A 14408-nucleotide genomic window follows, 5' to 3' on the forward strand; every position below is an offset into this window, starting at 1 on the left:
TTTAAAGGGTTTTGTCTACTCTAACTGCTTTTCGACTTCCGCATTTGATAAGTATAATTTCAAAGAGCGTGCCAAAATTTAAAAACACCAATTTCTTACATAATACTAGTAAGTTAATTTGTTGATTGTAAGTTGATTATTTTATCAATTTAAATTAGTGTTCAATTATAGATTTTACTCTTTTAATTTTTATTACTTTACGGATGAATAAGAAATAGCATTAATGATTTTAGCAATTGATAAGAATTTACAGAAAGGTATAAAGTTATTACAAACCGTTTCTAATGAAGAATACACGAATAATTCTATACCTCCTTATAATTCTACTATTGGCTGTCATATAAGGCATATTTTAGATATTTTTTCTTGTGTTTTTAAAGGATTAGAATCCAATCATATAGATTTTACAGTTCGAGATAGGAATGAGCTTGTAGAATCTTATACTTCTGAAGGTTTAAATTATTTTACAGAAACAAGAACTAAACTCAGTAGTTTATCAGAAGATGACTTGTTAAAAGAAGTGCTTCTAACAGATAATTTGGGTTTAGGAAATGTAACTGCAAAAACCACTTTAAAGGCAGTTTTAATGCAAGTACAAAGTCATACTACACATCACTATGCAAGTATTGGTTATTTAATATATCAACTAGGTATAGCATTACCAGATGCTGACTTTGGTTTTAATCCAACAACGCCCAAAAAGGTTATAAATTAAGGCTTTTTAGAAAACCTTAACACTTATTATTTAGATATTGGCATTTGTTTTGTATCTTATATAGATAGATTAAAATTGATATTAAAATGAAATATTTAAAATATAAAACAAGTTTATTATTACTATTAGCAATTTGCTGTACCCTCAGTTTTCAGGCACAAAGTACAGGAGTTGATTTAGATAATACTTATGTCTATTTAGAAAAGGATTATAGCAATACAAAAGTAGATTTACCAATTTCGCTGAATAAAGAAATTAAGCCTATTCATGAAATTCATGATTTAAATTTACAGGTAACCTTAGAAAAAGAAATTAATAAAAATAAAACATGGAGACGTTTGGTGAAAGGTAAGCAAATGTCTGTTGCTATTGTAGATTTAAGTGATAGTACTGCCTTTAGGTATGCAGGTGTGAATGATAATCATATGATGTACGCAGCAAGTCTGCCAAAAATTGCAATACTTTTAGCTGTAATGGATGCCATTGATAAAGGCGAACTAGAATACACCAATGAACTTAAAAAAGATTTACGTTTAATGATTAGTAAATCTAATAATAGAGCATCTACCAGAAATATTGATAGAGTAGGTTATAAAAAAATTGAACAAGTTTTAAGAGCACCGAAACACAAATTGTATGATGAAGAACTTGGTGGAGGTTTATGGGTTGGTAAAAGATATGCATCTGCAGGTAAAAGATATCCAGATCCTATTAAAGGATTAAGTCATGCTGCAACCACAAGACAAGTTTGTAGTTTCTATTATCAATTGGCATTAGGTAATTTAATTAGTACTGAGCGTTCTAGAGAAATGCTTCAGATTATGAAAAAGCCTGCTTTGCACCACAAATTTGTAAATACTTTAGATAAAGTTGCACCAAAAGCAGATGTCTACAGAAAGTCTGGCTCTTGGAGAAATTATCACTCAGATTCAGCTTTAGTTTGGGGGCCAGATAGAAAATATATTATTGTAGCTTTAATAGATTACGATTATGGAGAACAAACCATTAGAGATTTGGTTATTCCATTAGAAAAAGTATTAAAAAATTCACGTTCTTTATAATCTTAAAAAGAACTAAAGAAAATTGAAAAAGTTAATTTACAGAACATTTGGATTAAGGGATGGAGAGATCTTCATCTCTTTTTTAATGCAGTTGTATATCTTTTTAATTATTACAGTTTTACTGATAGTGAAGCCTACAGTAAATGCATTATTTGTATCTGAATTGGGGGCAGATAATTTACCTTATGGTTATCTGTTAGTGGCTTTAACTGCTGTAATAACTACGTATTTTTATAGTATAGCTATAAGAAAATACTCTTTAGTTAAAATAACAGTACTCTCTTTAGTAATATTCAGTATTGTATTTACCATCTTAGGTTTTCTTTTAAATTTTGATTACATAAATCACTACATACTTTATTTCTACTACATCTTTGTATCGCTATTTGCAGTAGTTGCAACATCACAATTTTGGATTTTTGCAAATATGGTTTTTAATGCAAGAGAAGCTAAAAGAATTTTTGGTTTTATTGGTGCAGGTGCCATTGCTGGAGGAATTTTTGGAGGATACTTAACCAGTTTTATTGCTGGTAGTTTTGGTAAAGAATACACCATTTTTGTGGCTTCAGTTTTACTATTGTGCTGTATACCTATTTTAAGGCAAGTTTATAAACTAAAAATTCGATACCTAAATACATTTAAACGTAAACAGGTTATTGCAAATCAAGATCGTTTAGAAAGCTCATCTTTAAAATTAATTTCTAAATCTAAGCATTTAACGTATTTAGCAATTATTACTGGAATTGGAGTAGTTGTAGCCAAATTAATTGATTTTCAATTTAGTGATTTTGCACATAAAGCTATACCAAATTCAGATGAATTGGCTTCATTTTTTGGTTTTTGGTTCTCAACTTTTAATGTAGTTGCCTTAACAATTCAGTTGTTTTTTACAAATAAGATTCTACATAAATTAGGTGTATCTTCTTCTATGTTGGTACTCCCATTAACCATTGGTTTAGGTGGTTTATTATTTTTAACCTTTCCTGAATTATGGGTTTTAATTATTATAAAAGGTATTGATGGTAGTTTCAAGCAAAGTTTAAATAAAGCTGCTGTAGAATTATCTATAATGCCAATTCCATTGCAAATTAAAAATCAGGCTAAATCATACATAGACGTTGCTGTAGATAGTATTGCAACAGGTTTATCCGGTTTTATGCTTATCTTTTTAGTTCGAAACTTGAATTTAAGTACTTCTTACATTACTGTAATTGTATTGTTTTTTGTTTTCATCTGGATAATTCTAATTTACAAGCTGAGAGAGGCTTATTTCGAATCTTTTAAGAAGAATATTCAAAAGAATCTATCTTTTATCAATGCTAAAAAAGACAAATCTAAAAAGGAAAACAATCTTTTAGATATTAAAAACGTATTCGAAAAAGGAGATGAAGATGAAATTCTAAACATGTTCGATCGTTTAAAAGGCTATAATTTTAAAGTTTTACAGAAACCAGTAATTCATTTGCTGAAACATCCATCAGCTAAAGTTAAAGTTGCTGCTATTGATTATTTAGATGCTTTTAATGATAACAATATATTATCTGAAGTTGCTACTTTAATTCATAATGATGATGAAACTTTGGTGTATGTTGCTTTAGATTATCTGTTAGAACATTCAAGGCAAAAAGAAAAAACATTCTTTAATACCTATTTAGATCATGAAGAAGAGTACATTGCAAATGGGGCATTATTAGCACTTGCCAAGCAAAGTATGAGTAACATTTCTATTGGTAGATATTATCATTTAAAAGAAAGGTTAGAGCAAAAAATAAATGAGTATATAGTTAACAGAGATTCTGTTCGTAAAGAAATTGTGGCAGGTTTATTATTGAGTATTGCTTATTCTAGAATGACGAATCATTACGATTTTATTACAGAGCACTTGCACAATCAAAAACCTTACATAACCAAATTTGCAACTATAGCTGCAGGTATTACTTCTAATGAGATTTTTATTAAAGATTTATTGAATCTTTTAGACAATAAAAAACATAGAAAACGTGCAGTTAGAGCCTTAAAAAGTTACGGACCTAAAATTATTGATGTTTTGCAAGAGTTAGAAAAACACGATGATTTAAAATCTAACATTAAGAGGCACATTCCAAAGATAGTTGGGGCGTTTCAAAATGAGAAATCATTATCTATTTTAGAGAAAATTTTACGAAGTATAAATTCTACAAGTAGATTAGAGGCCACAAAAGCACTTCGTAAAATTCATCGTAAAAACGAAGATCTTACATTATCTAAACGTATTATAAGAAAGCAAATTTTAAAGGAAAGTAATTATTATAAGCGAATTTTAGAATGCATTATTTCAATTCAGCATTTAATTAATAAAGATTTGGTTGATGAAATTAATGAAGAGAACCAAACCCTGTACGAAGCTCGAAAAACTTTAAGTGATGCTTTAGAGTTAGAACTTAAAAAGTCTTTTTCTATCATCTTTAATTTGTTAAGTCTTTTATATACAGAAGAAGACATACGAATTACTTTTGATGCTTTTAAAAGTAAAAATAAGGAAGCTAAAATAAACTCATTAGAATTGTTAGAAAATCTTTTAGACAATAGTATTAGAGCTATGGTTTTCTCAATTTTAGAGCATGAAGTTTTAGATGAAGATCATTATAATACCACAACTATTCACATTACTATTTTAACAGAATTAGAGTTGCTAAATACTTTAATGAAGGTAAGTGGAAGTAGGGTTAGACATTCAGCTGTAAATTACATACGAGTTGCAGAAAATAAAGCGCTTATTCCTGCATTATTGCCAATAAAAAAGTATCGTAACAAAATTGTAAAACAACTTGCAAACGATACTTATATCAGTTTAAAATAGTAAATAATTTAATTGTCTGAAGATTCGTCTTTATCTTCTATATATTTTTCTTCTTTAACCTCTGGCTTACTAATATTGGCAGTTTCATTAATTACATCATCTATTTTACTGGCTAAATACATATGTGCACCTGCAGAGTTTTTGTTAAGAACATTGGTCATTAAACATACAATATATTTCACTCCATTATCATGTTCTACAATTATTACAGAGTTCATGTAGTTAAATACATTACCTGCATAACTACCACAATTTGGGTCTTTTTCACGATCACATTTATAGTAACTACCAGATTTAAAATACACAGCAGCTTCGTCTAATCTTGGTGATTTTGCGTAGCGAATTCTTCTGTCTGTTAAATACAATAAACGTTTCATTTCTAAACTAGAAGCTTCATCAATAACTTTACCTTGTTCTAATTTTACTAAAAATTTCATTAAGCCTTTTGGTGTACCAATACTACCACCTTTTCTTCCTACATATCTTCCAGGAGGTCTTGTAAATAATCCTCCTAATCTCCATTCATTTTCAGTAATACCTAAATCTCGTAAAGGTTGATTCACTACTGTATTCGCTAAGTTAGTTAAAGAATCTCTAGAAGTTTCTTTAAAATATTTTTCTGCTTTTTCTTCATCCAAAAAGAAATAATCTTGGCCAAATGCTGCCATTAACATTGCTTCTCTGTACATGATACTTGCAGCGCCATTATTACTTACAGAAACCATATGGTCTAACCACTCAAAAAGGGTAAATTCATCACTAGCCACAACTTTTCTTTTGGTTAATCTATCTTTTTCTATATCATAAATTGGTATGGTATGATGATCTCCTAATCCCCAATATCTACTTGTAACTTTTATTTTTTTCAAATACTCAATACGTTCTGCATGAGAATCTGGACAAAGTTTAGCCAATTGATCAAATACAGCCAATAAAACTGCAATTTTACCTACACTTCCTGGTTGATAACCAACATTTTCTCTATGCTCTGCATACCTCAAATTGTCAGTATCACTCATGTCCATTATAGCCAAGGAATAAGCACCTCCAGGCGTAATTCTTCTTATTTTTCGGTCAAAATCTTTATCAACCGTAAATAATTCTTCTACACTATCTGTAGTTTTATTGGTTAAATTAAGCTTGATATCTGACCATTTTTTATAAGCACCCTTAGGAATTCTAGTGTATCTCACACTATCTTTTTGGAATTGTCTTATTGGATACAATCTTTTAATTCCTGTATACTCATATCCATCAATAGGATAATAGCTCACAAAACCAAATGAAATGGCAATTGCTGCTATGATTAATAGGTATTTCTTTTTCATAGTTATATTTTTTCGTTGATGTTAACTTTTGTTGAACTTGATATTTTTGGTGTTATCGAATTCAAGTAATCAGAACTTTTTGCTTGTTTATTCTCTACAAAAGGTCTTATTTGAAACAACCATAATTTATCGTCTTTAAAGCCGAACTCAACATCATAAGCTTGCTTTTTATTCCCAGTTTTTGCGCCTATCTTTTTACGTACTTGAGTTGCGAATTCTCTTATTTTCTCAATATTATCCTCGTTTAAAATCTCTTTATTAAATGAAGTATAATACTTTTTAGTACCACCATAATTTGGTAATCTAATATAATCTGCTTGTCTTGCAGGTGCCAATAAATAATTATCTGTTTTAGTGATTAATCTTGTTTCTGCAGATTGCCCATCTACAGCACCACCTGCACCTCTAGAGAATGCCACAGTTAAATCTTCTTCTGCACCAGCATTGATACCTTTGGTAATCATTACACCAGAATAATCTACATCTACACTTGGTATAATTAAGATTGATGGATACACATTTTCAGGATTCAATAAGTATTTCTGTCTCCATTTAAAACTTCTTTCAGTATAAGCAGAGGCCCAAACACGTTTGATTCCTGCCAAGATTTTGGCTTCATTCTTAATGTTAAATAGAGTAAGATTTAAACCTGCGCCTGTAAATTCTTTGAGGTCTTCCATGTTAGTATCACTTCTTAAAAATACAGGTACATTGCCCATGTCATCTTTAAAAGCAGATTGAAAATTGGTTTTTAAATCTTTTACAAATGATTTATCTAATTCTATATTTAAAATTGATTTATGCAGTTTTGCTAAAGAGGTTAGCAAGTATTTTTCTACCATTTCATCAGAAACGCCACTTTTCTTTTTGGCATCAGCCTGTTTAAAAGCATTACTTAAGTACTCCCAATATGTTTTGTTTTCGTTAGGCATTTCTAAATTCATGTGCGATTTAAATACACCAAAAGGAATGATTATTCCTTCTACTACTTGGTTAGGAAATAGCTGCTTCAATTCACCCAAATTTGCGGCTTTTGGTCCACATAATTTACCAGAGTCAGTAGCTTCCACCTCTCTCATATTAATAACCTTAGAAACATCTAAACGAATGTCTGCTACTGGCACTTCTATCATATTTTTGCTACGCTCTACTTTCTCAAATAACTTTTCTTCTTCATTACTCATATCACTCTCTGGCTTAAGAATAACATTACCTTTATTAGATACTGCATAGAAAACCTTTTTTCCATCAAACTTTTTTAAGTCAAGTAAATTTTCGTTAGATAAAGCAGCATTAGGTATACCTAAATTTCTTGCTAATAATTGCACATGAGAAACTAAATTACCCTCAGAAACTGTCATAATACCTGCAACTGGTTTTAGTTCAGAAGGTGGGTTTTGAAAAATATATATTTTATTGGTATTTACTTCAATCGCATTTGGATCTCCATCTACCACAACTAACTCACCATAAGCATAACCAGGATTTAAACCCCTAATAGCACTTTGGTTGTCTATAGACATAACTTTGTTGTTAATTTTAGAAACTTTGGCAACAAATGTTCCTAGTTTACTAACAGTTTCTCCTAAGCTAAGAGCAATACTATTTCTAACTCTATCATCTATAAAGCCATAAGCCATAGGCTCAAAACTGGTATATTTAATAACATCTTCGTTGTAATTGGCTTTTATTAAAGAGGCACTCCATTCTACAATACTTCTTGAAGTATTAAGTAAATTATTTAATTCTTTAATGGTAACATCTTTATTTTCGGTTACAGATTTAAAGTTTTTTTCTATTCTGTCATATTCCCAAAATTCAAGTAAACCAGAACCCAAAGAAGCACAAGTTAATACCTCAATTTTTCGAATGGTTTCTGCTAAATTTTCTGTTTGCCAATTTTGAGTCTCTATTAAAAGTATATTTTCTAATTGGTTGCTAATATCTAAAAGCTTCAAACGATCTTTAGAAGATGTAAAGTCTAAGATATTACCTCTTATATTGGCTAAAATACTTGCAGAGTTTTCTACTATTTTCTTTGACGATTTGTTGTTTTTATAGTAGTTAGAGAAGTTTTTAATTTCTTCTACAACCATTGCATTACCCTTTAAACTAGCTATTTCTTTATCAATTTTGTTAAAATCTAAAGGAGCATAAAATTGCTCCATAGTTACAATCAGATTTTTTAAATCTTTCTTTTCTTGCAGAGATAATTTTTTATCATTTTTTTGAATATAGTTCTTTACTAAATCAATATCTGTCTTTTGAGGATTTCCATGAATTTTAATTCTAATATCCATAAAACTAGGAATATCTTCAGCTAAAATTTTAGACTTGCTTCTCATTAACTGACCAATATTGGTATCTCCATTATGAGGTATGTCTTTTAAAGTTTGTCTCACTAAATAGTAATTGGTTTTTAGGAAATCATCGTTTTTTAAAACTTCTTCAAAAAACTCTTTTCCCCAAGCTTCTTCATCTTCAGATTGCTTAGCTCCTCTATAATATTGCCCTTTTCTTAAAATCCAACCATTATCTATACTCGCTAAATATTCACCAATTTGATATTGTTTTAATCTACTATAGTTATGATTTTCGTCTAAAAATTCATTTGTTTTAGTAGCTGCTAAAATTTCACCAAAAAACAGTTGATTCGTTTTTCTTAGCTCTAATGCAGATTGCTTAAAACTTGCATGTTGTATGCCTTCCATATCATCAGGACAAGGATCTTTTGCATCTCTAATACTGCCATCTTCACAGAACCATTTAATTCTGTAATAAGGACCTCTAATATCGTTTTTATAAGATTCTATAAGTTGCTTAACTTGAGAAGTAGATTTTTCTTGACCAATTGAATTTGAGATAATTAAGAAAAATAAAATGAAGGAAGTGATTATTGATTTAGTCATTTGTGTCATTGATTTACACAAATTTAGCTTTTATTATTTAATAATAGAAGGTCAAAAACCTATTGAGTTAGAATAATTTCTAAATGAGTTAAAAATCATATCTCATTAGAAAAAAATAATATTTGCGTTTATAAATCTGAATAGCTTTTAACCTTTTTTGTATAGGTTCTTAGCTCTACAATTTCATTGATAAATTCTCTAGAACTTTTATAAGGTATTTTATTTTCTTGATGATTAATCATTGATATATTATATAAATATTTCCAATGATTTCTGATGGATTTTAATGCTTTAAAGTAAGTAGAGTTTTGCGCATCATAAATGTGAGTAGGCTCTGAAATAATTCCGTTAATTTCTAAAATTTTAAAATTTTCTCCATTTTCTACTTCAGAAAAATCATTGTATTTTAAATCAATTCTGCCATAAAACCATCCTTTTATAGATTTACTTAAATCATCAAAAGTAGCTTCTAGTTGCTTTGTAATTAAATGGTTGCCATTAACAAACTGAGTACCTTTAGAATGATTGCCAATAACAGAAAGTACCAATTCTTCATTCTTATCTAAAACACGATTTAAATTAAGGTGAGCTTTGTTTTTTAGGATATCTAAATACAAACTCGCTCTTTGATTTTTTAATATTAATGATAGTAGAGTAGAAGAACCATCACCTGTTATGTTTAGAAATTTTTTAAGAGTAATTGAGGTAATAGCGCCTTTTTCTTCATTAGGATGCCTGTGATAAAAAATACCACATTCGTTTTTGTAATTGATGTATTCTTGAATAATTATATTGATATCGTACTTTTGAATATAACTTTTCAGTTCAAATTCGTTCTCAATTTTCTTTACCAATAAACCTCTGAAGCCAATATCTGGTTTAGCAATTAAAGGATACTCAATTTTTTCTTCCACCAATTGCTTTAAAGTATCAAGAATACCATCAGTACTTTTATGGAGAATAGTTTTCGGTTTGTAATTAGTAGGTATTAAGTTTAAGGTCTCAAATTTACTTTCTGTTCCATTTCCAGAACTTTTTATAGAAGGATTTGCAACACTAAAAAACGCAGGATGTTTTGCTTTTGTTGCTAGGTAAAAGGCGTAAGGTAAATTTGGTAAATAGAAAAAGGAAGATGGCCAATACTCCCAATTCAATAGTTTATGTAGTCTTTTACTCTTCAGCTTATTTGTTGTTAAAAATGGCTTTGCTTAAAACACCAAAAGTTTTAAAAGCAAAATACATTGCATAAATAATTAACAAACAGCCTACACCTAAAAATAGGTAAGCAAATATATTTTGCGGACTTTCTGTAAATTTATCAATAGCCTTAAAACCCATTGTGATAATGATAGGAGCAGCTATAAATAGTAAAATAACAATGCCTAATCGAACTAAACCTTTGCTTAGTAAATTTAAATCTGTACTCATTTCTTATAATTTTTTACAGCATTTCTAACGCTACCAAATTTTTGTAACAGATGGCTAGCTTCTTCTTTATTTATGTTTAGTTCTGCAACTAACATTCGTTCTCCTCTATCCACCAATTTTTTGTTAGACAATTGCATGTCAATCATTTTATTCCCTTTTACTTTGCCTAACTGAATCATGGTTGCAGTAGATAACATATTCAAAACTAACTTTTGAGCTGTACCTGCTTTCATTCTAGAACTACCTGTTACAAACTCAGGTCCAACAATTACTTCTACAGGAAATTGAGCTGTTAAAGCTAACGGACTTTTTGCATTACAAGTAATACAACCAGTAATAATATTATGAGTATTACATGCCTCTAAAGCTGCAATTACATAAGGAGTTGTACCTGATGCAGCAATACCTACAACTACATCCTTATCGTTGATGTTATGTTCTTGTAAGTCTAACCAACCTTGATTTGTAGAATCTTCTGCAAACTCAACTGCTTTTCTAATGGCAGTATCTCCACCAGCAATTAAACCAACTACCAACTCATGAGGAACACCAAAAGTTGGTGGGCATTCTGAGGCATCTAAAATACCCAATCTTCCAGAGGTACCTGCACCCATATAAAAAAGCCTACCACCAATTTTTAATTTATCAATTATTTGATGGGTTAAACTTTCTATTTGAGGTAAAGCTTTTTTTACAGCTAAAGCAACCAGTTGATCTTCATTATTAATATTAGTAAGCAATTCAGAAACCGACATTTCCTCTAAATGATTGTATTTCGAATCTTGCTCTGTAGTTTTTGTAAAATCCATTAATCAAAAATAGCGATTTTATATTTTTGATACTGATAATTTACAAGACAATATTTAATCTTTTTCTACTAAACTTAAGGTAAACGTATCTGTTTCTGAAATTTGAAAATAACCTAAAGGAAAATTTTCTTCGTTTGTAGTGTTGATAACATTACCTAATAAAGAAGAAGGTACAGATTCAAAAGGACCACCTGCATTTTGACCACTCTGATCTATCAAAATATTAAAATAGGTATAATATTCTTTAGAAACACCAGACATTTTAATGGTTACTGTGGTTGGTAAATCAATTTCATCTTCTTGATAAAAGTTAGAAAAACTGTATTCTGCACCATTAAAAAATCGATCTTCTAATGCCAGAAATAAAGCGTTTGAAAAATCGAAAACATAATAATTATCTACTGCACCATCATCTGTAAAAAAGATTTTAATTTCGGTTTCTTCTCCTGTAAATAGTGTTTCATCTCCTTGAATAACATTTGTTAATGGTGTAGATTTAACTCTAGTAGCTGTAGCTTTATAGGTTTCATTATCATAAATAACTGTAAGCTCATATTCAGTGTTTTCTTCAGGAATAAAAGCATTACTTGGCTCGTAATCACCATCAGCATTCGCATCAGAAAAATTGATAATTGTACCATTGGTTAAGTTGGTTAAAAATACAGTAGCATTAGTAACAGTAGGTATAGTATCATCAAAATAATCTGCAGATAACCTTAGTTTTACAATGGTTTCTGCTGTAACAGGACTTTCATCAAAGAATACTTGAAAAGATGCATCAACTATTAATTTGGGTGCTATTGATGGCACTTCTACATCAACTACTTTTTCGCATTTTGTAAAAATGAAAAGTAATAAAATTGGTAGTATATATTTATTTTTCATCACTTTACTAAAATTTAAAATTATAGGTTACAGAAGGCACTAAACCAAAAATTGAGGTTTGTACAGCTTCATTTCTAAAGGTTTCTCTGTTTTGACTAAAATTGATAGAAGCCGCATTTTGTCTTCCATACAAATTGTAAATTCCAAAAACCCACTCACTTTGCCAGCGTCTGTTTTTGTTCTTTTCTGGTGTTAATGTTGCAGAAATATCTAATCTATGATAAGCAGGAAGTCTGTCTGCATTTCTTCTATTATCATCATAGATTGGAACATTTAGGCCAGATATTTCATATTGACCCACAGGATAATTTGTAGGTTGCCCAGTTTGGAACAAAAAGTTTGCATTGAAGGTCCATTTTTTAGATAACTCATAACTTCCATTTAAAGAAATATCATGAGTTTTGTCAAAGGGTGTGCTGTACCATTCTCCAGAATTAATACCAGGTTCATTTGCTGTTCTACCTAAAGTTTGTTGTTCTGATCTAGATAAGGTGTAGGCTAACCAACCTTTAAAGTTTCCTTCATTCTTTTTTAGTAGCACCTCTAAACCATAGGCTCTTGCTTGACCGTTTAAAATTACAGTCTCTATTTCATTATTTGCAATTAAATTTGCACCATTTATGTAATCGATTCTATTCTGAATATCTTTGTAAAACACTTCTGTTTCTAAAGAATAATCTCCATTTTTAATTGATCTAAAATAACCTAATGCATATTGATCTAATAACTGAGGTTTGATAAACTGACCACTAGGAGCCCAAACATCTAATGGAGTAGGAGATGAGGTGTTTGATAACAAATGTAAATATTGAGCCATTCTATTGTAACTCATTTTGATAGAAGTGTCGCTATTTAATAAATAAGATAAAGATACTCTAGGTTCAAAATTTTGAAAACTGGCTAAAACATCGCTTCTTTTATAAGATTCTGTGCCTATGGCTTCAGCAGATTCATATCTTTTAAATTCTTCGTTATAAATTACAGGGTTATCATCTGCGTAAACATTTATTTCATCTTGTCCTAAACGTGTAAAGTTGCTAAAGCGCACCCCATATTGCACTGTAAGTTTGTCATTTACTTTTTGCTCAGCAGCTATGTAAGCCGCAAATTCATTGGCATATTTGTCGATTAATTTGTCTGCTTGAATACCAGAATCTTCTCTATTTGGAATTATTTCTCCTGGATTAAATTTGATATAAATGTTATTGATACCATAAGTAAGTTTAAACTTTTCGTTTAAGTAATGCTTAAAATCGTACTTTAAATTAAAGTTGGTAATTCCAGAATCCCATTCAAAGCCAACAAAATCAAGTGTTAAGCCATAAAAATAATCTGAGTAGATTAGTGATAAATTAGAAAATATTTTATCAGAAAAAAGATGATTCCATCTTAAGTTTAAAACTGTATTTCCATAATCATTTACAAAACTATCATTTATACCAAAAACGTCTTTTCCAAAATAGGTAGATAAGAATACGTTGTTTCTATCATTAAATCTATAGTTAATTTTACTGTTTAAATCGTAGAAATACGCCTTGTTATCATTGTCAAAAAGTGGTAGAAATAAGTGAGCGTAAGAAGCTCTACCTGCAACAACGAATGAACTTTTTTCCTTTTCTATTGGGCCTTCTGCCAAAAGTCTAGAAGATACAAGGCCAATACCACCTGTTAAATTAAATTCTTTACTGTTTCCTTCCTTTTGATAGATATCTAATACAGATGATAATCTACCACCAAATCTTGCAGGAATACCACCTTTATATAATTTAACATCTTTAATAATATCTGGATTAAATACTGAGAAAAATCCAAAAAGGTGAGAAGAGTTGAATACGATTGCTTCATCTAACAGAATTAAATTTTGATCTGCAGCACCACCTCTAACATTAAAACCAGAAGCTCCTTCACCTGCACTAGTAACTCCAGGCAAAAGAATTAGAGACTTTATAATATCTGCCTCACCAAGCACTACAGGAATTTTCTTAATGGTAGAAGAAGTTAGCTTGTTAACACTCATTTGCGGAGTTCTAACATTCAATTTTTCAATATCAGATTCAATAACAATTTCGTTTAAACTTTCTGCTTCTTCATTCAGTTTAAAGTTTTTAGTAATATTATCTGATAAGGTAATTTGCTCAGTGATACTTGTAAAGCCTAAATAACTAATCTGAATTTTATAATTTCCTTTAGGAATCGTTAAAGAATAAAAGCCATACTCATTTGTGCTTGTACCCGCGTTTAATTCTGGAAAATATATAGAAACACCAATTAAAGTTTCGTTATTAGCATTATCGTAAACAGTACCACTTACTGTAACTTTTTCTTGACTATAGAGTGCTATAGTGCCTAAGAAAAATAGAATTAGGAACTTTTTCAATGATATTTTTTTGTTTGATTAATATTAACTATTATTAAACAAAAGTACTATTAAAAG

General features: G+C 29.8%; 10 protein-coding genes. 3 read left to right on the forward strand and 7 right to left on the reverse strand.

From position 1 onward, the window contains the following. Positions 1 to 223 precede the first annotated feature (223 nt). The 3 genes from V7R38_RS07460 (at position 224) to V7R38_RS07470 (ending at position 4615) form a co-directional block, all read left to right on the forward strand. Positions 224 to 715, forward strand: a complete 492-nt coding sequence (locus tag V7R38_RS07460; RefSeq protein WP_334057209.1) for a DinB family protein — start codon at positions 224 to 226, stop codon at positions 713 to 715. Positions 716 to 801: 86 nt separating this feature from the next. Continuing rightward, a complete protein-coding gene (locus V7R38_RS07465; protein ID WP_334057211.1) occupies positions 802 to 1776 on the forward strand; it encodes a serine hydrolase in 975 nt (324 codons plus the stop codon). Between the two features lie 22 nt (positions 1777 to 1798). Further along, entirely contained in the window at positions 1799 to 4615 is a 2817-nt protein-coding gene (locus V7R38_RS07470; RefSeq protein ID WP_334057213.1) for an Npt1/Npt2 family nucleotide transporter, read from the forward strand. A gap of 8 nt (positions 4616 to 4623) precedes the next feature. Here V7R38_RS07470 and V7R38_RS07475 read toward each other — a convergent pair whose 3' ends face one another. From V7R38_RS07475 to V7R38_RS07505, 7 genes are all read right to left on the reverse strand, one after another. Then, a complete protein-coding gene (locus V7R38_RS07475) occupies positions 4624 to 5943 on the reverse strand; it encodes a hypothetical protein (protein ID WP_334057215.1) in 1320 nt (439 codons plus the stop codon). A gap of 2 nt (positions 5944 to 5945) precedes the next feature. Further along, complete coding sequence (locus tag V7R38_RS07480) at positions 5946 to 8852, reverse strand: PEP/pyruvate-binding domain-containing protein (RefSeq protein WP_334057216.1); 2907 nt, start codon at positions 8850 to 8852, stop codon at positions 5946 to 5948. Between the two features lie 128 nt (positions 8853 to 8980). Further along, positions 8981 to 10006 (reverse strand): D-alanine--D-alanine ligase, encoded by a 1026-nt coding sequence (locus V7R38_RS07485; RefSeq protein WP_334057218.1) that lies wholly within the window; start codon positions 10004 to 10006, stop codon positions 8981 to 8983. 28 nt (positions 10007 to 10034) lie between these two features. After that, positions 10035 to 10280 carry a DUF6095 family protein gene (locus V7R38_RS07490; protein WP_015480643.1) on the reverse strand — a complete coding sequence of 82 codons (246 nt, stop codon included), beginning with the start codon at positions 10278 to 10280 and terminating at the stop codon, positions 10035 to 10037. Continuing rightward, positions 10277 to 11089 (reverse strand): N-acetylmuramic acid 6-phosphate etherase, encoded by an 813-nt coding sequence (gene murQ, locus V7R38_RS07495; protein WP_015480642.1) that lies wholly within the window; start codon positions 11087 to 11089, stop codon positions 10277 to 10279. The genes V7R38_RS07490 and murQ overlap by 4 nt, the downstream gene beginning before the upstream one ends. 54 nt (positions 11090 to 11143) lie before the next feature. Beyond that, positions 11144 to 11974: a DUF4249 family protein gene (locus V7R38_RS07500; RefSeq protein WP_334057222.1), complete on the reverse strand. Its 831-nt coding sequence runs from the start codon at positions 11972 to 11974 to the stop codon at positions 11144 to 11146. Between the two features lie 7 nt (positions 11975 to 11981). Continuing rightward, a complete protein-coding gene (locus V7R38_RS07505) occupies positions 11982 to 14351 on the reverse strand; it encodes a TonB-dependent receptor (RefSeq protein ID WP_334057224.1) in 2370 nt (789 codons plus the stop codon). Between the last annotated feature and the right edge of the window lie 57 nt (positions 14352 to 14408).

It is taken from the genome of Polaribacter sp. P097, assembly GCF_036864555.1.
Lineage (GTDB): Bacteria > Bacteroidota > Bacteroidia > Flavobacteriales > Flavobacteriaceae > Polaribacter.

Excerpts from the sequence above, each read along its gene's own strand:
- V7R38_RS07460 (WP_334057209.1), top strand. The coding sequence starts at position 224 with ATGATTTTAGCAATTGATAAGAATTTACAGAAAGGTATAAAGTTATTA.
- V7R38_RS07465 (WP_334057211.1), top strand. The coding sequence starts at position 802 with ATGAAATATTTAAAATATAAAACAAGTTTATTATTACTATTAGCAATT.
- V7R38_RS07475 (WP_334057215.1), bottom strand. The coding sequence starts at position 5,943 with ATGAAAAAGAAATACCTATTAATCATAGCAGCAATTGCCATTTCATTT.
- V7R38_RS07480 (WP_334057216.1), bottom strand. The coding sequence starts at position 8,852 with ATGACTAAATCAATAATCACTTCCTTCATTTTATTTTTCTTAATTATC.
- V7R38_RS07490 (WP_015480643.1), bottom strand. The coding sequence starts at position 10,280 with ATGAGTACAGATTTAAATTTACTAAGCAAAGGTTTAGTTCGATTAGGC.
- murQ (WP_015480642.1), bottom strand. The coding sequence starts at position 11,089 with ATGGATTTTACAAAAACTACAGAGCAAGATTCGAAATACAATCATTTA.
- V7R38_RS07500 (WP_334057222.1), bottom strand. The coding sequence starts at position 11,974 with ATGAAAAATAAATATATACTACCAATTTTATTACTTTTCATTTTTACA.